The 26,744-nt window shown below is 59.3% G+C and carries 20 protein-coding genes and 2 pseudogenes; 10 read left to right on the forward strand and 12 right to left on the reverse strand.

The genetic code is table 11. From position 1 onward, the window contains the following. Positions 1-84: 84 nt before the first annotated feature. Positions 85-837 (reverse strand): SDR family oxidoreductase, encoded by a 753-nt coding sequence (locus PWG15_RS28075; protein ID WP_275024786.1) that lies wholly within the window; start codon positions 835-837, stop codon positions 85-87. A 229-nt stretch (positions 838-1,066) separates the two neighbouring features. Here PWG15_RS28075 and PWG15_RS28080 point away from each other — a divergent pair, with 229 nt between their 5' ends. After that, the gene (locus tag PWG15_RS28080) at positions 1,067-2,662 is read left to right on the forward strand and encodes a winged helix-turn-helix domain-containing tetratricopeptide repeat protein (RefSeq protein ID WP_275024787.1); all 1,596 of its coding nucleotides are present in this window, start codon (positions 1,067-1,069) and stop codon (positions 2,660-2,662) included. A gap of 766 nt (positions 2,663-3,428) precedes the next feature. Then, a complete protein-coding gene (locus PWG15_RS28090; protein WP_275024789.1) occupies positions 3,429-4,064 on the forward strand; it encodes a response regulator transcription factor in 636 nt (211 codons plus the stop codon). An 85-nt stretch (positions 4,065-4,149) separates the two neighbouring features. Here PWG15_RS28090 and PWG15_RS28095 read toward each other — a convergent pair whose 3' ends face one another. Beyond that, entirely contained in the window at positions 4,150-4,782 is a 633-nt protein-coding gene (locus tag PWG15_RS28095; protein WP_275024790.1) for a response regulator transcription factor, read from the reverse strand. A gap of 577 nt (positions 4,783-5,359) precedes the next feature. Between PWG15_RS28095 and PWG15_RS28100 the strand changes: the two genes are divergently transcribed. After that, positions 5,360-6,052, forward strand: coding sequence for an SDR family oxidoreductase (locus tag PWG15_RS28100; protein ID WP_275024791.1), 693 nt, complete (start codon positions 5,360-5,362; stop codon positions 6,050-6,052). A 135-nt stretch (positions 6,053-6,187) separates the two neighbouring features. On the opposite strand, the gene PWG15_RS28105 is transcribed toward PWG15_RS28100, so the two are convergent. Then, positions 6,188-6,814 carry a sensor histidine kinase gene (locus PWG15_RS28105; protein WP_275027233.1) on the reverse strand — a complete coding sequence of 209 codons (627 nt, stop codon included), beginning with the start codon at positions 6,812-6,814 and terminating at the stop codon, positions 6,188-6,190. A gap of 212 nt (positions 6,815-7,026) precedes the next feature. On the opposite strand from PWG15_RS28105, the gene PWG15_RS28110 reads away from it, so the two are divergent. Beyond that, the gene (locus tag PWG15_RS28110) at positions 7,027-7,638 is read left to right on the forward strand and encodes a TetR/AcrR family transcriptional regulator (protein WP_275024792.1); all 612 of its coding nucleotides are present in this window, start codon (positions 7,027-7,029) and stop codon (positions 7,636-7,638) included. A gap of 50 nt (positions 7,639-7,688) precedes the next feature. Here PWG15_RS28110 and PWG15_RS28115 read toward each other — a convergent pair whose 3' ends face one another. From PWG15_RS28115 to PWG15_RS28135, 5 genes are all read right to left on the reverse strand, one after another. Further along, positions 7,689-8,963: an alpha/beta hydrolase gene (locus PWG15_RS28115; RefSeq protein WP_275027235.1), complete on the reverse strand. Its 1,275-nt coding sequence runs from the start codon at positions 8,961-8,963 to the stop codon at positions 7,689-7,691. A gap of 290 nt (positions 8,964-9,253) precedes the next feature. Then, the gene (locus PWG15_RS28120; RefSeq protein WP_275024793.1) at positions 9,254-12,049 is read right to left on the reverse strand and encodes a sensor histidine kinase; all 2,796 of its coding nucleotides are present in this window, start codon (positions 12,047-12,049) and stop codon (positions 9,254-9,256) included. Positions 12,050-12,496: 447 nt separating this feature from the next. Next, the gene (locus PWG15_RS28125; protein WP_275024794.1) at positions 12,497-12,835 is read right to left on the reverse strand and encodes an SPW repeat protein; all 339 of its coding nucleotides are present in this window, start codon (positions 12,833-12,835) and stop codon (positions 12,497-12,499) included. Positions 12,836-13,435: 600 nt separating this feature from the next. After that, positions 13,436-13,792, reverse strand: coding sequence for a hypothetical protein (locus tag PWG15_RS28130; RefSeq protein ID WP_275024795.1), 357 nt, complete (start codon positions 13,790-13,792; stop codon positions 13,436-13,438). Between the two features lie 276 nt (positions 13,793-14,068). Next, positions 14,069-14,488, reverse strand: coding sequence for an Rrf2 family transcriptional regulator (locus tag PWG15_RS28135; RefSeq protein WP_342457059.1), 420 nt, complete (start codon positions 14,486-14,488; stop codon positions 14,069-14,071). A gap of 193 nt (positions 14,489-14,681) precedes the next feature. Here PWG15_RS28135 and hmpA point away from each other — a divergent pair, with 193 nt between their 5' ends. The 6 genes from hmpA to PWG15_RS28165 all read left to right on the forward strand — a co-directional run bounded on the left by hmpA (position 14,682) and on the right by PWG15_RS28165 (position 21,204). Beyond that, positions 14,682-15,896, forward strand: coding sequence for an NO-inducible flavohemoprotein (gene hmpA, locus PWG15_RS28140; RefSeq protein WP_275024797.1), 1,215 nt, complete (start codon positions 14,682-14,684; stop codon positions 15,894-15,896). A gap of 220 nt (positions 15,897-16,116) precedes the next feature. Next, the gene (locus PWG15_RS28145; protein WP_275024798.1) at positions 16,117-17,046 is read left to right on the forward strand and encodes an MBL fold metallo-hydrolase; all 930 of its coding nucleotides are present in this window, start codon (positions 16,117-16,119) and stop codon (positions 17,044-17,046) included. A 300-nt stretch (positions 17,047-17,346) separates the two neighbouring features. Next, positions 17,347-18,540, forward strand: coding sequence for an adenylate/guanylate cyclase domain-containing protein (locus tag PWG15_RS28150; RefSeq protein WP_275024799.1), 1,194 nt, complete (start codon positions 17,347-17,349; stop codon positions 18,538-18,540). A gap of 408 nt (positions 18,541-18,948) precedes the next feature. Then, positions 18,949-19,800: an alpha/beta fold hydrolase gene (locus PWG15_RS28155; protein WP_275024800.1), complete on the forward strand. Its 852-nt coding sequence runs from the start codon at positions 18,949-18,951 to the stop codon at positions 19,798-19,800. A gap of 167 nt (positions 19,801-19,967) precedes the next feature. Further along, positions 19,968-20,441, forward strand: a complete 474-nt coding sequence (locus PWG15_RS28160) for a RidA family protein (protein WP_275024801.1) — start codon at positions 19,968-19,970, stop codon at positions 20,439-20,441. A gap of 127 nt (positions 20,442-20,568) precedes the next feature. Continuing rightward, entirely contained in the window at positions 20,569-21,204 is a 636-nt protein-coding gene (locus PWG15_RS28165) for a response regulator transcription factor (RefSeq protein WP_275024802.1), read from the forward strand. Between the two features lie 475 nt (positions 21,205-21,679). Here the strand turns inward: PWG15_RS28165 and PWG15_RS28170 are convergent. The 4 genes and pseudogenes from PWG15_RS28170 to PWG15_RS28185 form a co-directional block, all read right to left on the reverse strand. Continuing rightward, positions 21,680-22,293 (reverse strand): annotated as a pseudogene (locus tag PWG15_RS28170) (response regulator transcription factor). 101 nt (positions 22,294-22,394) lie between these two features. After that, entirely contained in the window at positions 22,395-22,787 is a 393-nt protein-coding gene (locus PWG15_RS28175) for a response regulator (RefSeq protein WP_275027236.1), read from the reverse strand. Between the two features lie 9 nt (positions 22,788-22,796). After that, positions 22,797-23,429 (reverse strand): annotated as a pseudogene (locus tag PWG15_RS28180) (response regulator transcription factor); the annotation flags it as partial. After that, positions 23,426-26,446 (reverse strand): PAS domain-containing protein, encoded by a 3,021-nt coding sequence (locus PWG15_RS28185; protein ID WP_275024803.1) that lies wholly within the window; start codon positions 26,444-26,446, stop codon positions 23,426-23,428. The pseudogene PWG15_RS28180 and the gene PWG15_RS28185, both read right to left, overlap by 4 nt. Between the last annotated feature and the right edge of the window lie 298 nt (positions 26,447-26,744).

Below are 26,744 nucleotides of genomic sequence, written 5' to 3' on the forward strand. Positions count from 1 at the left end.
AGCGACCTCACGGCAAAGAGGATCTCAGAGCCGCATGTCGAAGCACGAGCACGGTCTCCTTGCCCCCTGCCGGCGCTTGCGACTTCAGTGCCCGACTTGTTGACCGACCCAATCATCGAACCGAATTGCACCGAGCCGCGGGTTCTTGCCGGGGGTCAGCGATTGGTCGTCGAGGAGTGCGCCGAAATACCGTGCATGAACATCCGGGACGACCTTTCGATCGTTCTTTGTCGCCCGCAGGAAACGCCTGACCACCTCGTCGAGCGGTATGGCCTCCGGTCCGGCGACTTCGATCGTTCCGTTGCGCGGCGGCGCGAGTGCTATATCGGTAAGCGTCGCCACGACATCGTCGGAAGCGATGGGCTGGAACAGCGCGGGCGACAGGCGAACCTCTCCGTCGACCGTTGCCGATTGCGCGATACCGCCGACGAACTCAAAAAACTGCGTGGCCCGCAGGATGGTATAGGGAATGCCAGACGCCTTGATGAGGTCTTCCTGCGCGACCTTCGCCCGGAAATAACCGTTCTCGGGCAGCCGTTCGCTGCCGACGATCGACAGCGCGATGTGATGGCGCACGCCGGCGGCAGCTTCCGCTGCCAGTAGGTTACGCCCGGATGTCTCGAAGAATTCGAGAACAGCCTTGTCGTCCCAAACTGGGGCGTTGGCGACGTCGACGACGACGTCGGTCCGATCCATCGCTGCGGCCAGGCCCTCACGCGTGATCGTGTTGACGCCAGTACTCGGCGCGGCGGCAAAGACATCGTGGCCGCGCTCGCGCAGGCTCTTCACAAGTTTCGATCCGATAAGGCCGGTGCCTCCGATGACGACGATCTTCATGGGTTCACTCTGCTTTCTCTCGACTGCACCATTGCTGCCGATCTGCGCTGAGAGTGCCCGTATGCTGCAAGGAAGTCCTTGGACCTGCCTTGAATTACCCATGAGGATAGCTTGATTGTCCGTCCAAGCGATTGTGTGATCGTGGCGAGATGCCCTAAGCACGCGAGAGCGTGATAGTTATCCGCCGATGGCAATCGCCGGCCGGGGAAAGTCGGCCAGGAGGGCTGAGGTGCAATTCAGGTTCGCAGGCTATCTGCTCGATCCGGAACGCCGGGAATTGACCCTGAGCGGGCAGGTTGTCGCCGTCGGCCCGCAGGTCTTCGACCTGTTGGTGCATCTCGTCGAGAATCGCGACAGAGTCGTTGGCAAGGATGATCTGCTGCTCGCCATTTGGGGCGGCCGGATCGTGTCGGAATCGACGATCACCAGCCACATTAACGCCGTTCGCAAGGCCATCGGTGACAACGGCGAAGAACAACATTTGGTGCGCACCGTCGCCCGCAAGGGTTTCCGCTTCGTCGGCGAGGTCAGTCTCGTCGATGTTGGAAACGGTGTTCTTTCGCAAGGTCCGGGCCACGTCGTTGGCAGTGCTGACGAGGCAAGTATGGTGCCCCCTGCGCTCCCCCTGCCCGACAAGCCCTCCATAACTGTCCTGCCCTTCCAGAACCTGAGCGGCGATCCGGAGCAGGAATATTTCACCGACGGCGTGGTGGAGGACATCATCACCGCACTGTCACGGTTCCGCTGGCTCTTCGTCATCGCGCGCAATTCAAGCTTCACGTACAAGGACCGCGCCGTGGAAGCGACCGAAGTGGGACGGGAACTCGGCGTACGCTATGTTCTGGAAGGAAGCGTTCGGAAGTCCGGTAAAAAAGTACGCATCACCGGCCAGCTCGTCGATGCCACGACCGGAGCACATCTCTGGGCGGAGCGCTTCGAAGGTACGTTCGACGACATTTTCGAGCTGCAGGATAGCATAGCCGAAAGCGTCGTCGGCGCGATCTCGCCGCAACTCGAACGGATCGAGATCGAGCGCGCCAAGCGCAAGCCGACCGAAAGTCTGGATGCTTACGACTACTACCTTCGCGGCATGGCGAAACTGCACAGCGGGACCCGGGAAGCGCTCGAAGCAGCGCTGCCGCTCTTCTACAAGGCCATCGCCCTCGATGATGAGTTTGCTTCCGCCTATGCCGGCGCCGCCTGGTGCTTCTTCTGGCGAAAACTCAACGGATGGATGGTCGACCGCCCGGCGGAGATCGCCGAAGGCGCACGACTGGCGCGGCTTGCGGTTGAGCTTGGCCGGGACGACGCCGTGGCGCTGACGAGAGGCGGTCATGCACTCGGTCACCTCGCCGACGATCTCGATGGCGGCATCGCGTTGATCGACAGGGCTCGACTGCTCAATCCCAACTTCGCGCTTGCGTGGTTTCTGGGCGGCGTGCTGCGGGTCTTCCGCGGTGAGGCGGAGAACGCAATCAAGGATCTTGCCCATGCCGTTCGCCTGAGCCCGCTCGATCCGGAGATGTTCCGAATGCAGACAGGAACGGCAATCGCGCATTTCTTTTCCGGAAATTATGACGACGCTTTGGTCTGGGCCGAAAAAGCACTCGCAAACCTGCCGAGCCTGCTGGTGGCAGTTGCGCTCGCTGCGGCGAGCCACGCGCTTGCGGGCCGTTCCGACGAGGCAAGTCGCTATATGCAGCGCGTTCGGGCACTTGATCCGTCTTTGCGCGTTTCAAATCTCCGAGAATGGCTGCCGATTCACCGACCAGACGACTTTGCGCGGTTTGCAGACGGATTGCGGCTGGCAGGCTTGCCGGAGTGATAGAGGCCCTTCGCAGTCTGGCTGGTGGAACGCGCTCCGCGACTGGCGAAACATCATCATCTTACGAGGTCACAGAAATTGGCGGCGGATTCGGTGATCGCTGGTCCAGGTCACGCCGGGCATGCTGATATCGACCAGCATGGAACTTCTAGGCCAAATGGATCTGACAACCCCTGTTCTCTCGGGGTGCGGCACCGCATACAAGGGCGCGTCGATATCCGGGCCACAATTGTCAGTTCGCCGATGGCCGCAAGGTTTGGCACAACAACTTTCGGCTGGCGGCTAACGCGCACGAAATCGACGCTTTGCGATGTTCATTTGCAGTTCGTGGCAGGAAGCATGCCGCCCGAGGAGCAAAAGCAGCCTTCGCTCTTCTGCTTCGCAGATGCCTGTTCGCTTGCAGTACTCGGACACGTCCAACAGCGGCTGCGCTTCCGGAGCGATCAATCTGACCTCTGTGGATGTCATGAGTGCAATCCGCCTGCAGTCGCGCCAAGCATCACGCTGCGACGTGACGGACGCCCCACATTGTCGCTTGCGCTGTTTACGAGCAGGCTAGGCGATCGAATTGACCGCCGAAAACTATACGGTGGTTTGGCCCGACCTGCACCGTGCAGCACAGCACAACAGCCGCACGCGCAAAGCGCCGACTGCAGCGGGACCGATTGGACGGCACACAGCAAACGTTGGTTCTATAGCCAACCTCGCCTCATTTTGTAGAATCGGCGCGCCAATGGATTGGTGACCCGAACTGGAGGGAGAAACGATGTCGGCGTATCAAACTACCGATGTGCGAATTCCCACCGATGAGATGGTCTACATCATCGACGACGATGAACAGTTGCGGGCGTCACTGGTCGACTTCTTCCAGACGGTCGGCATCGATTCTGACGCCTTCGTGGATACGACTGACTTCAATCACCGTGCGGATCCGGAAAGGACCGGTTGTCTTCTTCTGGATGTGCGGTTGCCTGGTCTCAGCGGCATTGAGTTTCAAAGAAGGCTATCTGCAGCGGGATCCGAGGTCCCGATCGTGTTCATGACCGGTCATGGCGATGTGTCGATGAGCGTCTCGGCCATGAAAGCTGGGGCGGTCGACTTCCTGTTGAAGCCATTCTGCACGAACGATTTGCTCATGGCCGTCAACACCGCCATCACACGAGGGCGAGAGCAACGCGAGCTGGCTTGCAGGCGCAGATATGTCGCCGAATGCGCGGCAAGCCTCACGCCGCGGGAACGCCAGGTCATGAAACTCGTCACGGACGGGCTCATGAACAAGCAGGTCGCCTATGAACTGCGGATCAGCGAAATCATGGTCAAGCTCCATCGCGGCAGTGCCATGAGAAAGATGCAGGCGCGCTCGCTCGCGGACCTGGTAAAGAAAGTCGAACTCCTGCAGTAAAGCCGAACTCCTGCAGTAACGAGGACCGACAGTGGACCTATGGCGCGTCACAGTCGTCCGGGTCTTCGGTTGATACACGGCACCTTCAGCGCCGCGCGTGCTCGACCGTCCGCACCAACTCCGCCAATGATCTGACCTGCATTTTCCGCATGAGGCTCATGCGGTGGAGCTTGACCGTCATCTCGCTGATCCCAAGCTCGAAGGCGATCTGCTTGTTCATCAGGCCACGAACGACGGCCTGCATCACTTCGTTTTCGCGCGGGGTGAGAGAACCCATGAGTTCGTCTATATGGTCTTTTTCCGCAGAGTGTTTCCGTTGCTCGCGATTGAGCTCGATGGCGTTCTCGATCGCATCAAGAAGTACCGAACTGTCGAACGGCTTGGTTATGAAATCGGCGGCACCAGCTTTCATCGCTCGTACACTGGTTGGTATGTCTGCGAAAGCCGTCAAAAAAATCACCGGCAGATTGCTGCCCATCGTCGCCAACTGATCCTGAAGATCCAGTCCATTCAGCCCTGGCATTCTGAAGTCTACGAGAACGCACCCGGCCGCATCGATATGGGCCCTTTCCAGGAACTCCTTGCCGCTGGCAAAGGCGGCTGCCCGTTTGTTGCTGGCGGCCAACAGGTCAAGCAGCGCGTCACGAATCTCCGGGTCATCATCGATGACATAGACAATCGGATCGAGGTTTCCCGCGATGTCAGGTTGCTTCGGCATTGCGCTTCCTGGTGCTTCCGATTTCACGCGGAGGGCGGGACCTATGGCCAACCGCTTTTTCTTCAGCCCTGTGTGATAGTCGTGCCTTCGACGCCGAGCCCACAGTCGTCAGGGTTCGGTTCAAATAGCACAGCAGACCGTCACTCGAACCTATACCATGGTACAGATCGGCCGGCGCCTTCTTCGAACAGGGCGTCTGCCGAAAATGACGGTCGATCGCCATGTCGCTTGATCATCCCCGACTTCGCCCCGGCCACCTTTGAGCGCCCTGGCAACCCGTGGGCGCACGGGATTGTTTGCAAAGTGCCGCGGCGGTCATTGTTGACCTCACCACCAGTTTGGGTGCGAAGGGCTGGGAACCTAAACTTCAGTTCAATTCCCCGCCATGTTTTCAGTCTGCAAAGTGCTTTTCGCCGTTGCGCACACAGTATTGCCAGCTCACCGACTGGCGCTGCGCGTGCTCGAACTGCGGGAAGGAAAACCTCTGGTGATGTTGTCGACCCGGTTTGAGGCCGGATTTCTGATGCCTGGATCGAAAGCGTCGGCTTAGTCGAGCTCTTCCAAAAGGAACACCACGATGCGAATTGCAGTCATAGGTGCGAGCGGCTTCATCGGCTCGCGCGTCACATCGGAACTGATCGCCCGCGGGCACGAGGTCATCGCTGTCTCGCCGACATTTGGCGTCGACGCTGTCACTGGACAGGGGCTTCGCCAATCGCTCGAGGACGTGGAGGCCATAGTTGATGTCAGCAATGCGGGCGCCTTCGGAGATGTCAACGCGCTGCATTTCTTTCGCGCGGCGGGGCGCAATCTCGTCGCCGCAGCCGTCGAGGCCGGCGTGCAGCGCCACATCGTTCTTTCGGTCGTGGGCACGGACCGGCTGGTGGAAAACGACTACTTCCGGGCAAAGCTCGTCCAGGAGAACATTGCCAGAGCCTCACCGTTATCCATCACGGTTGTCCGCTCGACACAGTTTTTCGAGTTCCTTCAAAGTGTCACAGTCATGAATCCGATCGACGACGACCTGTTGCTTCCATCTACCCTCATAAGGCCCATCGCTGCAGACGATGTCGTCCACTTCCTGATCCGATCTGTTGAGGAAGGCACAGGGGACAGCTTCGTCGAGATCGCAGGGCCGGAGATCTGGCAACTCGACGACCTTGGAAGAATGCTTCTCGCAGCCGATGAGGATCCAAGGCGCATCGTCAGCGATCCTGAAAGCAGGTACTTCGGCGTCCCGATTGCCCACGACAGCATGCTGGCTTGTTGAGCGACGCAAGGGCTAGCCATTCCCGGCACTTTCCCCGACCACCAACCCGCTGAGAAAGCGACCTCAACCAGACGCCGGTATCGACGACCCCCTAAGTGCGGTAAACACTCGGACTTGTCGATTGACCCGGCTTACTCAAACACTTCGGGCGAGCGACGCTGGCTCAAACGGCAGCGCGAACACAAACGTGGTTCCATGCGGCTCGTTCTGCTTCGCGAAAAGACGTCCCCCGTGAGCGTCCGCGATCGTGCGGCAGATCGCCAATCCCATCCCCATGCCCTGAAATTTCGTTGTAAAGAATGGTTCGAAGATCTTGTCTGGAAACTCCAGACCGATGCCGCGGTCACTGACCGCGATCTGGACAGTGTCGTCGGAGCGCCCCACCGACAACCTCAAGATCCTGCTGCGTGCAACGAACTCCATCGCCTCCAGGCCGTTGCGAATAAGGTTGATGAGAACTTGTCGGATCTGGATCCGATCGACCGCGACGCGGGGGAGATCGGCTTCAACCTCCAGCTCCATCTGGGCAGAGTATCGCGACGCCTCGTCGACCATGAGATCACGGGCGTCTTCGACAAGACCCGCGAGCGCTGTCAGATCCCGCGTCTCTGCAGGTTGTCTCGAGAGAACCCGGATGTGGTTCACCACATCGCGGGCCGTGTTCGCTGCACGGGTGATGCGCTCTATCGACAGCAGCGCCCGCTCGATGTTGGGAGGATTTGTTGTGAGCCACCTTCGGCAGGCGTTCGAAGACGTAAGCACAGTCGTCAACGGGTGACTTACCTCGTGTGCAATGGACGCAGAAAGTTCAGCAACATTTGCTGCAGCGCCTGATCGATCGACACCGATCGAGGGCTCTCGGCGTTTTCTATTGGAAGTCAGCATCGCCGCCCCTGGTAATATCCGTTACCATTGACGTCTATGGTAATTGCCATTACCAGTCAAGAGCCCGTTGTCGGAGGAGGTGACAGACTTTGGCCGAAATCAGTTTGGCGCGACCGAAAGCCCGCCGCGAAGCCCTTCTTCGCGCGGCCGCTGAGGTATTTTTCGAGCAAGGTTACGCTGCAACCAGCATTGACGCGATTATCGAACGCGCCGGCGGGTCAAAGCGAAACATTTACAATGAGTTCGGCAACAAAGAGGGGCTGTTTGCCGCCATCGTCAACCAAAGCGCAGATCAACTTCTGTCAACGCTGGACGTAGAGCAAATTGAAGGACATGACCTGGAGGAAACGCTGACGGTGTTCGGCAAGCAACTTATGGACCTCTACATGTCGCCCAGCGTGATCGGCCTCTACCGCATCGCAATTAGCGAAGCGCATCGCTTCCCGGGTCTCGTAAAGGTGTTCCATGAGCAAGGGCCCGGGCGCGCAACATCGCGGCTTGCAGAAGTCTTGGAAGCCGCAAAAGAACGGGGCGAAATCCGCTCCGACAATTGCCTGCAGGTTTCCCGTCATTTTGTCGGCATGATCCGCGACAACCTTCTCCAGGCGATCGTCGGCATCCATCCCGAACCTGCAAACGTTTCCGTTCTCTCCGCAGTTGACGTCGTCCTGAACGGAATTCGACCGCGACGTGAAAGCTAGCGGGATACCGGGCCGCCTTCATTTTTGTTAGCCGGGAAAGACGGCCCGCATCATTGGCCAGGCGCTGCTTCGTCCGTGGAAATCCTCCAGAACGGACGCCTTATCTCGATCAATGGCCTGTCCGGGTGCCCGGCCTTGCGGCGATCGCGAAGCAACGCAATGATGTCCCTTTCGATCGCGGGGTCGCTCAGAAAGTAACTATGCCCGCCAAAGCCGGCTCTTCCGTCATATTCGATGAAGTCCGCGACACCGGTAAGATGCAAATTCCGCCAGAGCGGATTGGCACCCGCTTCCTCGGCACTGATGCTATCGCGCGTCAACCGCCCGAGCCGAGCAACACTTCCAAAGAGCCCGCGTGACAGCGCGAGCACCATATCAGTGGGCGAGGAGTAGATCGTCAGATGCAACGGTCCTATCCGCGGCAAAACATCATAAGGCTCTGCGACCGCCCCGTGCGGCGCATCCGGATCGGACACAAATCCGAACAGTTTGGTCGCGGCGATATCCAGATCGATATCCGGAGCGAACAACACGACGTTGCTGATCTTGTAGCGCTCACCAGGAGACGATCGTGTGGAGTAGGCCTCCATACCCAGATGCTGAAGAGTCGACAAAAGGACATCCGCACCTCTGCTGTGGGCGATCAGATGAACATCTTCCACCTGTCGGGTCGCGGAAATGATACGAATGGCCTTCTTCAAGTCGGCGACAGCGAACTCGCCGGACTCGCGGTCGATGTTGTAGCCATAAAGGGCACCACCGGAACCGCCTGCCGGCCAGGAAAGCAGGACGCACACAAAATCCCTCGACAGGAGAGCGCAAAACCGGCCCGCCGTTACCGCCGCATCGTCGAAGCTGTTGTTGTAGCCGTGGACGAAAATCACGACCTCCTTGCGCTTCGCCTTCGCTAAACGGGCGCTGACTTCATCCTGCAACGTCGCGGCTGCCTTGAGGTGGGCATCGACCGTTGCCCGGTGTCGGCGTGGACCGTCGGCTGTCAGCTCGATCTGGTATGGCGACGGTGGAAATTCACCGAGTTTGGTAATCTCTGAGACGTTGAGCGGCGCGACACCGCGTCTGTTCCCGCCGGCTTGCGCAACGGATTGCCCCGCAGCGAGAGCCACCGAACCGAAGCTCATTGAGCGCGCCCGGACCGAACTGTAGGAAAGTGCACCGCCGTCGGACGTCATTGGTGCCCTGTCGGTCACGTAAAGGATGTTCTCGTTGGACGCACCTTTTGCCCCAATAGCGGCGCTCCCCACGCGCCCTTCTCTTTCCCCTTCACTTGACCATGTCGTCGTAAGGTAAGTCATCAACAACGACACCAGCAGCAACTTTGGGATCCTCAAGGATTTTCGATGATAGTTCCTGAGTGGCCGAACCACGAGCCTTTCGTTTCTTTTCCTCATTTCCGATATTGCCGCTGCACATGGACCTTCTGACGCCACGTGAAGTTTAAACCTTTCGATGACGAACAGACCTATACTTCCGTTTAGTTGCGTCCTTGATATCGAGGCAAAGTCGTTTCTCGCTGCGCCATGTCGTTACGTTTGGGTGAGACGCACCAAGATGCCCTGGCGCTGCAGGGCAGCCGCCGCCTGCTTGCGTCATTGCGCTAGAGCCCTGCGGAACTTCCGGTTGGGAGCGTGAAGGTGAACTTCGTGCCTTCGGGCTCGCCCTTTTCTGCCCACAACCTTCCACCGTGGGACTCGACAATCGAACGACAGATCGCCAGCCCCATGCCCATCCCCTGCCCTTTCGTCGTGAAGAACGGCTCGAAGATCTTGTCAGGAAATTCGATGCCCGGTCCACGGTCCCGGATTTCGACTAGGATTTCGCTCCCCGCCGACCGCGCCTGTACCTTCAGCACGCGCTTGCCCGAGACTGCGTCCATCGCCTCCATGCCGTTGCGAATGAGGTTGATCAGCACCTGCTGAATCTGCACGCGGTCACAAACAAGAGACGGAATGTCGCTCCCGACATCGACCTCCATGTGAACTCGACGGCGCGATGCATCCTCGGCCATCAGATCGCGTGCCTCTGAAAGCAGACGGCCGAGCTCAGTCGGGCTTCGGCTGGCTTCGGAATGCCGGAACAGCGCTCGGACCCGGCTGACCACCTCAGCCGCGGACCTCGTACTGGAAATGATGCGCTCCAAAGCCAGCCTCGCGCGGTCAAGGTTTGGCGGCTGCGCCGAAAGCCATCGCTGGCAAGCATCCGCACTGGAGGCCAAGGCTGTCAGCGGCTGGCCCACCTCATGCGCTATCGATGCCGAAAGTTCAGCAAGGCTGGCGGCCTGACTTGCGCGGACGAGATTCTCCTGCGCCAGGCTCAGCTCCTCCCGTGATCTCACCTGATCGTCAATGTCGAGCGATACACCATACCATTGCACGATCGTACCGTCGCGATCGCGCAGCGGTTCGCATCTGCCCTCCATCCAGCGATAGGTTCCGTCTTTCTCGCGACGGCGGTAACGCATGGTAAAGGCTTCCCCGGTCTTCAGGCAGACTGCTGCGGTGCGCTGTACTTCGGGAGCATCATCGGCGTGGACGAGTTGCTGAGCGACGCCCGCGAAATCGTCAGGTTTGGCTTCGGCCAGGCCGAGGTAGTCCAAATATCGCTTGCTGACGTAGGACATCTCACCTTCTGGGGTCCAACTCCAGATGTTGGCCGGCACGGCGTCGATGATTTGTTGGAGCTGCCGTTCGTTGCGGCGCAGGGCCTCCTCGGCTTGCACCTGATCGTGAATGTCATGGGCGAGGCCGTACCATTGAAGGACCTGTCCGTTGTCGTCTCGAAGAGGCTCGGCGCGACCCGACACCCAACGATAGGCGCCGTCCGCACGACGAAGTCGGTACCGCATCGCGAAACTCTCTCCGGTGGCATAGCAGTGGCGGAGCGCTTCACCGAGACGGTGAGCGTCATCAGGGTGGATGATGGTTTGCATGAAAGACGCCAGCCAACTCGGATCGAGCAATCCTTGCTGCCCGGCGTCGAGCCCGAAGAAATCGATCATGCGTCTGCTGAAGAAGACCGGCTCGCCCGTCGGGTCCAGGCGCCAAAGCAGCCCCGGAACCATATCGACCAACTGGGAGAGTTCCCGCTCTCGACTGCGCAAAGCCTCCTGTGCGCGGACCTCGTCGTCGGTGTCAACGCTCACACCGTACCATTGGATGATCCTGCCATCGGCATCCCGCATCGGCTCTGCGCGAGACTCAATCCAGCGATAGCCTCCGTCGGCGCGTCGCACGCGATACCTGAGGGAGAGACGCTCACCGCTTGCGAGCGACGTGTTGAATGCTTCCGACACGCGCTCCTGGTCCTCAGGGTGCACCAGCATTCGCGTGAAGGCCGCCAGTCGGCTCATTCCGGATGTGTCGAAATTGACCACCTCCTGTCCGACGAAATCAACCATGTGCTTGTTGAAGAAGGTCGGCTCTCCGTCGGCCGCCAGCCGCCAAAGGAGCGCGGGGACTGTATCGATCAGTTGCCTCAGCGAGCGCTCGCTTTGACGCAGTGTCTGCGCCGCCAGGTGATACTGCCGCGAGATCGCGGCCACGATCAACGCAGAGAAGGCCGAAATTACAAGAAACAACTGCAGCATCACCTGTTTGTGCCGTTGCGAGTCCGGGTCACCCGCAAACTGGCTGACGCCGGATAGCGTGAATGCGGCCGTGACGAGCGCGAGAAGGGCCAGGGCGACAACCGCTCCTTTGAATTCAAAGCGCACGGCCGCCCAAAGAAGTGGCGGCATGATGATGTAGGCGAAGGCCAGATAGCCGCTTAAGGAAAGCCCGGCGACACCGAGAAAAATCAATCCCAGAACAAAAGCTTCCAGCCATCGGGTAGCGGAAAGCGGCGCCTCGCCTCGCCAGCTCTGGAACAGGACGAGCGCGAGCGGCGCGACGATCAAGACCCCTGTTGCATCCCCTATCCACCACAAGGGCCAGGCCGTCGCGAACGCCTGCATGTTGAACCAGGCCAATGTCGCGCTTCCCACAGTCGCGCTGATCAGCGGGGCCAGCCCGGCACCCATGACGACAATTGCAAGCACGTCCTGAACCGATTCCATGCGAACCGGCCACCCGCAGGTCCTTCTTATGAGCCATGCGCCCGCCGCCGCTTCGAGAGCATTGCCAGTGTAGATCAGCATGGCGGCAGGCAGTGGGTTGTGGAACCAAAGCGCGTTGGCCAAGAGTTCCGCGAGAAGGCCTGCGATGATCCACCACGGCCGGTTCAGCGTGTGAGAATAGACGAGCGTCGCAATGAAGAGCCCACTTGGAGGCCATATCGAGATGCCAGTGCCCGGTACGATTGCAAGCAACTGCGCAAATCCGGCGGCCGCGAAGTAGGCGGCGACAAACAGCCCCAGGTATTGGGGGCCGGGGCGATCTGACCAGGCGGGTATCATTGGCTACTCCTGTTGGAGAAAGTAGGCGCCTCGTCCGCACTTCGGGCACGTATTCTCGACGGCAAACTCAGGACCGGCGAGACTGTAAATACTGCACCAATCCGGTGACATCTATTTACAGGCTAACCAGCCGAGCAAGCGCCCTACTCGCAACGACTATCGTCTCTATTTTAATCCGGCTGATGTACTGGGGAAATAGAGCCGGTGGCCTCGCCTGTATCGGCCCTTGGTGAAGCGCATAGCCATCCTGCCTGAAGGCGGCGAAGGACCACCGGCTGCGCCGTGACGAGGAGGTCGCGTTGGGAGCAGCACCTCGACGTCATCGGCATCGCTACTTCAGCCAGTGATCGCGCTCGGAAGCACGCGTCAACCGTGCCCGATAGGTCTGGTGCACCATGGCCGACGTACTGTTGACCCCGGCAGCATAGCGACAGTCTTGCTTTGGAGCTATCGCGACCTGCGGCTCGCGCGCAGCTGCATGGTGGCAACCGTCGCAACGCAAAGCCCCACCAAGACGTGGGTCCACATCGGCGCCGCCGTAGATCCAAAGCCAAGGACGAGAGGGGCAATGACGGCCCAGAATCCGGTGAACAGATTGGTCCACTCCGCCCAATCCTGATAGTGGTAGAGCGCCACAATCGAGCACGAAGTGATAATGGAGCCAACGATTACTCCACTCCACAAGGCAGGCGCGGACTCCACAAATGCGAAAGCCGCACAAAGAAACCCGAACCCGATGACAAGATTAGTCAGCTCCAACCACGTGCTCGGAACTTTATTTTTCATTTCAACTCCATGTACTTTATTCGAGATTTTCGCCGTTAAAGCCAATCTCTTATCCAGCGTTATTTACACCAGGAGTGCTATACACCGCGCACTTCGCCAACAACCCAAACACTGGTTTAGGATTCTGGACGGCAATTGCCCGTTGCGGCAGGCCTGGTGGTTTGCCTCTATGGAGGCATTAGATCCCGGGACGGATGTGTAGACAGTGCCTATCTGGATCGAGCGGCTCAGCCGCCTCAGGCGCATGGGGACTTTTCTTGTGCGTGAGATGGCGACCCGGTCGCGGAACACCTCGGCCACCCTTGCTGTTGTCGCACCTGCGTCAACGACCGCGCGTCCGGCATTGGTCGCAGACGCATAGCCCATCCGGATCGCCACCGGTTGCGGAGGTGGCGCGAAGACACGGCGAAACGGATTTGCCGCACTGGCAACGGAAGAACTCCCCACCGCAAGCCAGGCACCCTGCAACCCCAAGCCCAGGTCAGGCCGACGAAAGGGCGGTGTCGTGAGCGTTTCGCTGGTGCGCCGCCAATTGCAGCAGCGCAGGAGTTGATGGACGGTGCGTAGCGCGCCATCCTGCCCACACTCGGGAGCACGGGCTCAAAGCACCGCTTCGTTCGGATTTCGCAACGAGGCCGGCTGCTGCCCCTGTACCCACGCCCAGGCGGTCGCGGCAATACCGAAGGGTGCCGGCAAGCTCACGGCCGGGAAATCCCTCAGAATGACGGAGGCAGAGCATATCCCGACGGCCACTTCCCACAGGTGAAAGATGCCGTGTGCGATCAGCCAGAGAGTGGCTGCTCCCCAAAGTTCAACTCGCCGATCCGGCCTGAACCAGCCGATCGCAAATGCAAGAGCGACGAACCCTTGGATGATGCCGATGTCACGAATGAAATGCTGGTTGTAGAAGCCCGTATCGATGACCCCGGATGAAGTAGTACCACCCTTCCGGGTCATAGAGCATGTGGATCGAGAGCCATGCGGCGAGCGAAACATTGAACCCGACCATGACGAAAACAGCATGTTTCAGCATTTGCATTTCCGTTCTCCTGCTTCGGACTGCCAGGAGGGTAACATCGCGATCCGGGCTGGGCCTCCCAAACCAAGGTTTAGGGCCCGCTCGGGCGAACGGTATTGCCGATCGCCGTTGTGGTGGGTGCACGCTCTGCCATTCGCTTCGCGGCATCTATCCGACACGCCTTAGCGCAGAAGCAGTGAGCCCCTTCAGTGCTCTCACGCCAGGGGCTGGCTTTGGTGATCTCCGGCTCTGAAGCCCAAGAGCTCGCCGAGGGCCGAACGTCTCCCGATCAGATCGGCCAGAGTGTACTTGTCGAAAACCGATACGAAGGCAGCTGTGGCTTCGGAAAGGACGACGGGTAGCGTACAGGCGGGAGCTATGCGGCACCCTTCGCAATCAATCAGGTCGGTCAACACCTCCGTATGTCTCAGCAGAGCGCCAAGGCCTATTTCGTTCGCCGGTCGCGCGAGACGAATGCCTCCGTTGCGGCCGCGTACGGACTCGAGAAATCCTGCGCTCGCCAGATCCTGCACAACCTTCATCATGTGATTTTGCGAGACCGAGAAGGCGTCCGATATTTCGCGGATCGAGCTCAATCCCGATGGTCGCGAGCCCAGATAGATCATGAGGCGCATCGCATAGTCCGTGTATTTCGTTAGCCTCATCGCCCGCCTGCGTCAAAAAGCCCGGTTCAAAAACATGCATTTCATTAGCATCTTTTCCTTCGACAGAATACATGCATGTAAGATGCATGTTTAAGCGTGAGCAAGACGTGCACTGAGATCGCCAACCCACGTCCCAGCGTGCACCGCATCGAAAGGAAACATCATGCCGAAACCCCTCTCAGCCGAGACCATCCAGATCGTGAAGGCGAGCGCCCCGGCCCTCGCGGCCCACGGCACCGACATCACAAAGAGCATGTATGCGCGCCTCTTCCGTGACGATCATATTCGGGAGCTGTTCAACCACGCCAACCAGGGCGAAAGCGGCTCCCAGGTCAATGCGCTTGCGGCCGCCATCCTTGCCTATGCCCGGAACATCGACAATCTCGCAGCACTCGGACCCGTGGTCGAGCGCATTGCGCACAAGCATATCGGCTACCACATCCTGCCGGATCACTACCCGTTTGTGGCAAAGGCCCTTCTTGCCGCCATCGCGGACGTGCTCGGGAGCGCGGCCACCCCACAGATCTTGAACGCTTGGGGCGAGGCCTACTGGTTCCTGGCAGACATTCTTAGCGAACGTGAAGCCGAGATACGCGACGAACTCTTGAAACAATCGGGCGGCTGGAACGGCTGGAGAGATTTCGTCATCGTGTCGAAGACGCGCGAAAGCGACGTCGTCACATCATTTGTCCTGAAGCCCAAGGACGGCGGCCGCGTCGTACGCCACAAACCCGGGCAATATCTCACACTCCGCATCAAACCGGACAATGGCATCGAAATGAAGCGCAACTATTCGATCTCGAGCGGACCGAACGAGAGCTTCTACCGCATCTCGGTCAAGCGGGAGGCATTGGGCCAAGGTGGATCGCGGTACCTCCACGACACCGCAGCAGTCGGTTCTGTGCTGAGCGTCACACCGCCGGCAGGTGACTTTTACCTCCCGGAGCTGCCCGAGGCACCAGTCGTGTTGCTATCCGGCGGCGTTGGGCTGACGCCGATGGTCAGCATGCTGGAGACGATCGTTGAGGAACATCCCGATCTCGAAGTTCACTTCGTCCACGGCGCGCTAAACAGCGCTACGCATGCGATGGATCAGCACGTGCGTGCGCTTGCCAAGGCTCACGGCAAGATCAGGATCAGCAGCTTTTACAGTGAACCTCAGAGCAAAGATGCGGCCGGGTCGTCTCATGACTTTGATGGCTTCATCACCGCTGAATGGCTTCGAAAGCAGACGCCTGTGCACGAGGCCGAATTCTATCTCTGCGGGCCCAAACCATTCCTTCGTTCACTCGTTCCCGCGCTCGCCAGAGAGGGCGTCTCGAGCGACAGAGTGCACTACGAGTTCTTCGGACCATCGGACGAACGTCTCGCAGCCTGATGCGAAATCGAACTTAGACGCATCCCGGCAGTTTTGAATCTGGCACGATCGGCGCTCTGGCGCCGATCTTGGACATTGGGCCTGCGATGATAAACTCGGCTTACAGGACCAAGCATGAGCTGCCCATACTCAGGTGTAGCTCGACCACCAAAAACCTCCAACCTAGACTCCGTGGTGTAGCCCTGACCGGCACGTTTCAATTGCGAAACAGGAGCACATCATGTCCAACATAGAAACAAGCCCCCGAAAAATCGTCCACCAGGAAAAACCGGCGCCGGATGAACTGGTTCCCTCGCGTTATGCGGTCCGGGTCGGTGAGATTGACGTGCTGGTGATCAGTGATGGAATTCTGACGCCGCCGGCCGAGTCGATGGCCACCAACGCTGACCCGGACGAGCGGGGGGCGTGGCTGGATGACAGGTTTCTGTCAAAGGTCGCCTTCGATTGGGCGTTGAACGCCGTTGTGGTCCGCAGCGGCGACCAGACTATCCTCCTCGACAGCGGTCTCGGCGAGGAATATCCCGACTTCCCACGGGCCGGGCAGTTCGTTCATCGATTGGAAGCCGCCGGCGTTGATCTCGCATCGGTGACCGACGTGGTGCTGACGCACATGCACTTCGACCATGTTGGCGGGCTCCTCGTCGAAGGCGTGAAGGAGCGGCTGCGTCCGGACCTCCGCGTCCACGTGTCTGCCGCAGAGACCAGGTTCTGGCAGGCGCCTGACTTCTCGCGGACCGCCATGCCACCGGCGCTCGCAGATCTGGCGCGCAAAGCGTCTCTCGAGTTCCTCAGTGCGTACCGCAGCAATCTGCGGACTTTTGACGAGCAGTCGCAGGTGGCGCCGGGCGTGGTCGTCACGCGTACCGGCGGCCACACCCCCGGGCATAGCGTGGTCCGCATTTCGTCTGGTGGCGAGCGGCTGATGTTCGGCGGCGACGCCCTGTTCCCCGTCTCCTTCGACCACCCCGAGTGGCACAACGGCTTCGAACACGACCCCGAAGAGGCGACCCGCGTTCGACTGCGCCTCATGCGGGAGCTTGCGGAGACCGGATCTTGGCTCGTTTCCACCCACATGCCGTTCCCGTCGGTCGGTCGCGTAGCCGCCACCGGCGACCTCTACCGCTGGGTTCCGGCCTGGTGGGATTACTGACCGACTGCTTCGGTCAGAATGAACGAGACAACCGTCTTGACCTGAGCAACCGGTCGATCGCTGCCCCGCACGGCGCCTTTGTCGCCACGAGGCAGCGGTCGGCCATTGGCCTTGGTTCTATACTTTTGGACGGGTTGCATCGTGCTGGGGCGGTCGGGCATGAGATACTCGGCAGGCGGAACACATGGGCCGTCGTTTCCAGGGCTATCGTATTGTTCAGGAGCGGCAGATGTTTCCGTCTGTCCAAGGACAGCACTGAGCCTGCCAATCCTGGAACGCCTCTCGTGCGACCATGGGAGCATGCTGAAGGACATGGGCTCTGAGCTAACGAGCGAGTTTCGCAAGCAGATCCTGCACTGGCTCTCGGCTGGGGTTCGCTACGAGCCGTTGGCAGAAAAGGTGTTTGCAGAGCTCTGCCGGCGACTCGTTCATTGCGGAGTCTTGCTGAGCAGGGCGACGCTTCATCTTCGCGTGCACCACCCGCAGTGGCTGGGGACACGAATGACCTGGAACCGTGGACAATCGGTCGCCAACGTCCAGACCATCGCCTACGACGTGGAGGCCACTGACGCTTTTCTTCGCAGCCCATTTCAATTGGCGATCACGAGCGGAATGCGCGTCCGGCAGAAACTGCAAATCTTGGGACCGCACCGTTTCGCGGTTTACGAAGAACTGAAACAGGCGGGCCACTCGGATTACGCTGCCTGGCCCCTGGATCATACGCAAGGTCGACGTCATCTCCTCACATTCGCAACCGATCGGCGCGATGGGTTCTCCGAACAGGAACTGGCGCTTTTCGATGCACTTCAGCCTTGGCTCTCGCTCGTCACCGAAGTACGTGTGAAAAGCCAGCTGGCGCGTACTTTGCTGGACACCTACGTTGGGTCGCATGCCTCGGAGAAAGTATTGCGAGGCGCGACCAGAAGAGGAACTGGCGCAACCATAGATGCCGCAATCCTTGTCTGCGATTTGAGAAACTTCACCCGCCTTTCCGACCGGCTCCCGCGTGACGAACTGATCGGAATTTTGAACAGCTTCTTCGAAGCCGTCGGGGAGCCTATTGAAAACCATGGTGGCGAGATCCTCAAGTTTATCGGAGACGGTCTCCTCGCCGTCTTTCCCATGGACGATGCCGATGCCTGTCAAAACCTTATCGCTGCAGTTCGCGACGGACACGAAACCGCGTCTCGGCTTTGGCCAGTGGTCGAGCAAGTGCGTTTCGGCATGGGGGTCCACCTGGGCGAGGTGGTCTATGGCAACATCGGTTCGAAACGACGCCTCGACTTCACTGTGATCGGCTCTGCCGTCAACACGACCTTCAAGCTTGAAGCGCTCACCAAAACTCTGCGCTATCCCGTACTTCTCTCCGGAGAATTCGTAGAGGCAGCAGGCTGCTACGATCAGACCGAGCGCCTCGGATTTCACACGATCGACGGCGTCGCAGAGGCGGTCGATATCCATGCTCTGCACCTCGATATTCCTGGCAGCGCCTGAAGTGTGATGAGATTGCGAAACGCGCCGCGCTGCGAATGTCGACGGATACCCTTCAAGCGTGATCTCCAGCAGACTGCCCAAACGATTGGGGAGCTCCCATCGTGACACAGACTGGAACTCCCCCGGCAAGGCGCGCCTCTCCACATGCCCAAGGTGATAGCGACGACCTGCAGCAGCCCGCAAAGGATCGTCGAAACGAAGGTATACCTTTCGCGCTGTTGGCCAGATGCTAGCGTCTCCAGGCCTTGCACGAGCCGCCAGTCCCGCCGGAAGACGGTTCCTGCCAGGGCGTTAGAACGGATATCCGTTCAGCAACATGACCCGTCGCGGGCCTATGACCCGCGGGCCCAGCATCGCGGATTGAGAGCATCATTTGGTGCAGCGAGACCAGCACAGAAAGGAATGGCCATGACAGCCGAGCAATCCGGTCACGGATACGTAACGACAGGAGATGGGACCAGGATTTTTTACAAGGATTGGGGGCCAAGCGACGCGCAGCCGATCGTGTTTCATCACGGGTGGCCGTTGAGCGGGGATGACTGGGACAACCAGATGCTTTTCTTCCTCGGTAAAGGCTATCGCGTGATTGCCCATGACCGTCGTGGGCACGGGAGATCAGAGCAGGTGAGCGGTGGCCATGACATGGATCACTACGCTTCCGACGTAGCCTCCCTCGTCAGGCATCTCGGTTTGCGCAACGCAATCCATATCGGGCATTCGACGGGCGGTGGCGAAGCGACCCGGTACGTCGCTCGTCATGGCGAGGGGCGTGTGGCCAAGCTCGTCCTGATCGGCGCTGTGCCACCGCTTATGCTGAAGACGCCGACCAACCCCGAGGGGCTTCCGATCGAGGCGCTTGACGGCTACCGCGAGGCGCTCGCAGCCAACAGGGCGCAACTCTATCACGACATCGCCAACGGCCCCTTCTACGGCTTCAATCGCCCTGGCGCCACGCCATCTGCGACCGTCAGCCACAATTGGTGGCGACAGGGGATGATGGGAGCCGCCAATGCCCACTACCTGGGCGTCAAGGCCTTCTCGGAGACCGACTTCACCGAGGATCTCAAGATGATTGACGTGCCGGCACTGGTACTGCACGGCGATGACGACCAGGTGGTTCCGTTGGCGATTTCCGCCCCCCGCTCCGCCCAACTTCTGAAGAACTCTACCCTGAAGATCTACAAGGGGTTCCCTCACGGTATGGCGACGACACACGCTGACGTCATCAATCAGGACATACTCAGCTTTATCACCGAATAGTGCGAGGACGGGCGCCTCCGGCGCCCGTCCATTCATGCGTAGGCGGCCAATGCATCCTTTGAATATGCGGGTCTCGCTGCAGCCTTCGTTCTCGTCGCCACTTTAGATCTGAAACTGAGCTGAGCTCCGGGTGGTGACGAATTGAGGCCGCCGTCTACCTGGAAAGAATGGAGGATTTCATGTGTTCCACGAAAAAGATGACCGCAAACTTCGGCGTGCCGTGGGAAAAAGCCTACGGCTATTCTCAGGCTGTGCAGGTCAAAGGCATCATCTACGTCTCCGGGCAACTAAGTCACGACAAGGCGGGCAACCTCGTCGCTCCTGCAAAGCTGGATCCGACGGGAAGGCCGGTCGATTTTTCAAGCATGGAAGAGCAGATGCGACAGACCTACGCCAATGCTGTCGCCGTGCTGGCCGAATTCGGCGCCTCGCTCGACGATGTGGTCGAAGAGACACTCTATGTGCTCGATGTCGACGCCGCATTTGCGGCTGCTGGCAAGGTCCGGAAGGAAATGTACAGAGCAGAGGTGCCGGAATGTGCGAGCAACCTGATCGGCGTTTCCCGGCTGGCGTTTCCAGAACAACTCATCGAGGTCACCTTCCGGGCGGTCGCGCCGTGCGGTTCGCTTTGTGGTGCCTAACGACAAGGTCGATCAATACGGACGGCGTGAGACCGGGTTCGGGGGCAAACCTTCGTTTTATAGTCAGCGAAGCCACTTCGGGTAAAATCGGGGAGTGTTGGTTCTTGACGATCAAGGGAGCTAAGCCATGCCTGAGTTTTCAAAACCCATTGAGGCAACGGCCAACCTGGATGTGGTCCACATCATCGACGACGATGAACGCGTTCGTTCATCTTTGCTTGAACTCTTCGATTCCTCAGGAATTCGCGCCGAAGCGTTCGTCGACACTGCCGACTTCGATCATAGGGGCGATCCACAGGCGGCAGGGTGTCTGTTGCTCGATGTGAAGCTACCCGGCATGAGCGGTATCGAGTATCAAAGAAAGCTGTCCGATGCGGGCTTCGACCTTCCTATCGTCTTTATGACAGGCGATGGAGACGTCCCGACAAGCGTCACCGCCATGAAGGCGGGAGCCATCGATTTTCTCTTGAAGCCTTTCGAAGTGGATGAACTGCTTAGCGCAGTGACGACCGCTATCGAAGAAGGAAAAAAACAGCGCGAGATGGCTGCAAGGAGAAGGCATGCCCGCGAGTGCGCCGCAAGCCTTACCCCTCGTGAACGGCAGGTCATGAAGCTCGTCACGGATGGTCTCATGAACAAGCAAGCCGCATACGAACTGGGGATCAGCGAAATCATGGTCAAGCTTCATCGCGCGAGCGCGATGAGAAAGATGCAAGCCCGTTCCTTCAGCGACCTTGTAAGGAAGTCCGAACTGCTTCAGTGAGCTTGTGGCCTGAGTGACAAGCTCAACATGGCGTCAGTCGCGCACCATCCCGGGTTCTTCTGGCAGCGACGGGATCCGGCGCAGCGGCGGCGGGAAACTCCTGCTCGTTGCACCAAAGAGCTTCGACGCACGAATTCTCCGATCAATCCGAGAGGTTTCGCTAAACGAATGTATAGTGATGCCGGCGCTCAAAAGGCGGTAGTTTCGATCATCATCACTCGCCGGCAATCCCTACTCAGGTGATGATCTCGTGCCGCAGTCCCCTCCCCGCGGCACAATTGCCGAAGGCCGGCACACTTAGAGGCCACTTGCTTTGCAGGCGGCCTCTTTTCTTTGGCGAGGCGTTGCAATCGATCGGCGCGCCTGGCGTTTCCTCGGCGCCAACGTTTCGACCTTGAAAACGGCTGCTGCCACTGGGCCGGCAAGTTTGCGATTGAAGGTAGCGGCTGCATCGAATTGCGCGCCTATGCGGTACTCAGTTCCGTCGAAGCTGCTCCGTTTTCCGGACGAGATCCGCCAGCGAGCGACTCTGCATCTTGCGCATCACGCTCATCCGGTGGAGCTTTACCGTCATTTCGCTAATGCCGAGCTGATACGCGACCTGCTTGTTCATAAGGCCGCTGACCACCGCGAACATCACTTCTTGCTCGCGAGGAGAAAGGGTATCCAACAACGATTGGATCCGGTCGCGTTCCGCATCGACTTTGCGGCGCTCGGCGTCGAGCTTTATGGCACGGTCTAGCGCCTCGAGAAGATCATGGTCGGAGAAAGGCTTGGTGATGAAATCCATGGCACCAGCCTTCATCGCCGACCCGTCAGAAAGATCACAGGCAGTCGACTCCCGGCAAGCAGGAGGTGTTCCTGGAGATCGAGGCCAGTGCCCCCTGGCATACGGATATCCAGGACAAGGCAACCCGGCGCCTGAATGTCGGCTGTCTCCAAGAACTCGGGACCGTTCGAGAAGGCAGTCGCCCGCCTTTTGGTCACCGTGAACAAATCGAGTAACGCTTCCCTTATCGCCTTGTCATCGTCAACGACGTAGACGATAGGTTCCGCAAGCTCGTCCGTGTTGGTTTGAGCGTGTTGCATCAGGATGGCCTCTGTCTTGTCACGCATCATCGACGATAACGACGAGCGGGCGTTCGCTTTCATGGCGGGGGCGCGGATCTGTCGTCGGCTGGAGCGGTACCTCAAGCTTCATCGCGCCCCTCCATTTCACGGTCACACAAGGCGGCGGCAAGCGTGGCAAGCAGGACCTGCGCGTCGAAGGGTTTTCTGAAGCAAGAACTCCGGTCCTGCGCACTCAGCTGATCGGCGATTTCGTGGCGTCCGGTCATCAAGAAAATGGGCAGATTCGGTTGGTTCGCCTTTACGATATCTCTGAGTTCGAACCCATCCATTCCCGGCATGCCGATATCCGTAATGAGCGCATCCAAACCCGGTAGCCCGGCGGAAAGAAGCGAACGGCCCGACGAGAATCTGCGAGCCGAATAACCGGCGGACTCCAACAGATCCTCGAGCGACTCCAGCAATCTCGGATCGTCGTCAACAATTGCGACGACCTGCCGATGCGGCAAAGCCATCGATTTCACTCCCGTCTTGCGGGCATGCGTGATGGGTATCTTCAAACGTTCCGCGATACGGACGAGGTCGGCAAAAGAGCCTGCCATCATCTTCTGCATCACATTTCGCCGGTGGATCTGCAGGGTTACCTCGCTGATGCCGAGTTCTGCGGCCGCCTGCTTGTTGAGCAGCCCGCTTATGACCAGCGGCAGCACCTCTCGTTCGCGCGGTGTCAGGTCAAGATAGCGTCGCCTCAGCTTCCCAAACTCTGCGCGCTCGGCTCGTCTTTTCTCGTCTTGGGCAATGGCCGTGTGAATGGCGGCCATCAAATCCGCGTCGGTAAACGGCTTGGTCAGGAAGTCCACCGCGCCGTCTTTTATGGCGCGAACCGACGAACGGATATCTCCGTGACCGGTTATGAATACAATCGGTGGATGTTCTTCCGTTGCGATCTCGCCTTGAAGATCCAGACCGTTGATGTCTGGCAACTCGATATCGAGCAGGAGGCAAGCCGGCGCATCCGGTTTTTCTGAATTGACGTAGTCTCCGGCCGAACCGAAGGCGATCGCACGGATACCGTGTGAGGCCAAAAGCTCGCAGAGGGCCTCGCGGATCCGGTCATCATCATCGACGATGAAAACTGTGTACTCGTCATTCGTCATGCCGCAACTTCCACTTCAATCGGCAAAGTAAACGTGAAGGTTGCACCGTTTGGTTCGTTGTTTTGTGCCCACAGTCGCCCCCCGTGCGACTCGATGATCGAGCGACAAATCGCCAGGCCCATACCCATTCCGTTCACTTTCGTCGTAAAGAAGGATTCGAAGATTCGTTCCGGAGACTCGACACCGGTGCCGTGGTCGCTGACCTCCGTCGCGACCAGATCCCCCATGCGATGGACCCGGACGCTCACGACGCGGTCGCTGACAGTGGCGTCCATCGCGTCCATGCCGTTGCGAATGAGGTTCACCAGAACCTGTTGGATATGCACCGCGTCGACGGAAACGTGCGGGAGGGCTCGCTCGATATCAACGTCTACGCGGACGCGACGACGCAGGGCCTCCTCTGTGATGAGATGAATGGCTTCGGCGATCACGCCCACGAGATTGGTATTGCTCTGCGGCTCGACACGCTGTTTGAACAGAGCGCGGATGCGACTGACGACCTCTGCCGCAGAGTTGGCGTCACGGATGATGCGTTCGGCCGTGATCTTTGCCCGCTCGAGATTGGGTGGTTCGGCCATCAACCAACGGTGACAGGCGTTGGAGTTGGCCACGATCGCTGCCAATGGTTGGTTTACCTCATGAGCGATTGACGCAGACAGCTCGGCCAGACTCGCGGACTGGCTGGCTCTGGAAAGCCTCTCTTGCGCAAGACGCAATTCGTCCTGCGCCTGAACCTCGCCATCGATGTCCAGGCAAATCACGTTCCATTGGATGATCGTGCCCTCCAGATTGCGCATGGCAGCCGCTCTGGTCTCAACCCATCGATACTCGCCGTCGAACCTCCGTAGACGGTGCTTGCGAGCGTAGGGTTCCCCGGTAGCCAGGGAATGCGCATACTTCTCCTTCACGCCCGCAACATCGTCGGGATGCACCCCGGCATCTAGCGTACCGTCCAACCGGGACTTTCCAGTTCCGTCCAAGTCTTCGAGATTGTACCCGAGAAACTCCCGCAGCTGCTGGCTGCGGTAGACCGGTTCGCCGCTTGGAGAGGCGCAGTCGATCATCGCCGGCAATGTCTCCACGAGTTGCCAAAGCGAGCGCTCGCGTTCGCGAAGCGCTTCCTCAACGCGCAATTGATCGTCGATATCACGTGATAGCCCGTACCATTGCACGATCTGTCCATCATCGTCGCGCAAGGGTTCGGCACTGCTTTCAACCCAGCGATAGACGCCATCCGACCGGCGCAGGCGACACCTTTTTGAGAAGTTCTCGCCCGTCGCAACAGATCGGTTCAGTGCCTCCTCAAGGCCGGATGCATCATCGGGGTAGACGGCCCCCTTGAAGGCAGCCGCCAGGCGGCCCTTGTCTGGTTGATCGGAAGTCGCCGCATCCAGGCCGAGAAAGCACATCAGCCGCTTGTTGAAAAACGTTGGCTCGCCCTCGCGGTTCAGCCGCCAAAGCAGGCTGGGAACGATGTCGACAAGCTGTAGGAGTTCCCTTTCGCGGTCGCGCAACGCGTTCTGCGCGCGCATCTCGTCATCGATGTCGATCGAGATCGCATACCAATTTACGATGGCTCCGCCTTGGTCAAGCAGCGGCGCCGCGCGACCGTCGACCCAACGGTACACGCCGTCCGAGCGGCGCAAACGGTACTTCATGGCATAAGGTTCGCCGGTTGTGACGGAGCGGCGGACCGCTTCCAAGAGACGAGAAGAGTCATCCGGATGGACGAGCTTTTCCATGGCCGTCACCAGCCTGCTCCCAGCCGATGTTTGCAACTGTGCGAGATCCTTCCAGCCAAAGAAATCAAGCAGGCGTTTGTTGAAGAAGGAGGGCTCACCGTTGGGCGCCAATCGCCTGATGTGAACCGGAACCATGTCGACAAGCTGCGAAAGCTCCAGCTCCCGGCCACGCAACAGCTCCACGGTCTTCTTGTAAACATCAATGTCGAGCGCGATGCCGAACCACCCCACGATGCGCCCTTGGCTGTCGCGGGCTGCCCGTGCGGCAGTTCTGGCCCAGACATAACTTCCAGATACGCGGCGGAAGCGAAACTCAACATTGAAATCATCCCCCGTTTCCAGGCAAAGATTCCATACTGCTGCGGTTCGCTCATAATCGTCCGGATGCAGCAATTGCTTCCAGGCAGTGTGACCATCGTCAACGGAGGTGTTCAGTTGCTCCGGGGTTACGCCGAGCGAGCTCTGCGCAAATGGATGCAGATAGATCCAACGTCCGCGCGCATCGAATGCCCAACCGTTGCCGAATATGCTCTCGACAGCTTTCGCAGACCGTATTGGCTCTAAATCGTTGGCATAGGCGATATCGCACGCCACGGCCATGCGCGGCTCGCGATCCGTTATCAAATCGTCGATGTCGACGCTGACGCGATAACCGGGCTCGGCGCGGGTCTCCGTCCACCGGTACTTGCCGTCGGGCTGGATCTGCCTGTGCCGGGTCACTTGCGGAACACCCGTCCAGAATGCGCGTGCGGCTGCATGGGCGGCCGCAGTTCGGTCGTCGGGGTGAATCCCGCTCAAAGAGTTTGGCAATTCTTCTATGGCTGCCTCCGCGGCATACGCTACATCGGCAAAACGCGCGGTCGCGGCGGAAGTTTCGATGTCGATCATGGCGCCGTACCAGCCAAGGACATGATCGTCGCCATCGAGCAAGGGCTGAGCAGATGTTCGGCTCCAACCGTAGGCGCCGCTTGTGCGCAGAGTTCGATGCTCGATGCTGAAGTGCTGGCCGGTCTCAAGGCACAAGCGCCAGAGCACTATCGACCGTTCGTAGTCGTCCGGGTGGATCATTCGCCTCCAGCCGAGGGGACCTCCGTCCAACTGTGAACTGAACGCATCGAGCGTCAGAGCCAGCCGCGACAGCACCGCAGGGCTCACCCAAACGATTTCACCAGCCGGATCCGCGGCCCAGGCGTTGCCGACCACGCTTTCGATGATCCGCGCCGCTTGCATTGTTTCCAACCTGATTTTGTCAGGTGAGTCGAACGCCTTCGTCATTGCCTTCTCCTGCAGGACGAGGAAAGCTACTGTCAGCGCTCTGCATAGCAGTTGTTCTCGAGATCCAGACTGCGCGAACTAGCGCCATCCTATTCTCGTTGCGGCTCACCTGCATCCTATGGAAATCTATGACAACTGAGCGGTGTATTCTAAGCTGTACTTCAGCATAGGCGAAGATTGACAATCGGCATCACCGTGTAGCGACCGGCGCATGTGCCGATGACCGAAAGGGCCAATTTCGGGCCGTTCAACTCCATGCTAGCGAAGGGCATCCACGTCGCAGAGGGAATCTCCGGCG

This window comes from Ensifer adhaerens, assembly GCF_028993555.1.
Taxonomy (GTDB): Bacteria; Pseudomonadota; Alphaproteobacteria; order Rhizobiales; family Rhizobiaceae; genus Ensifer; species Ensifer adhaerens_I.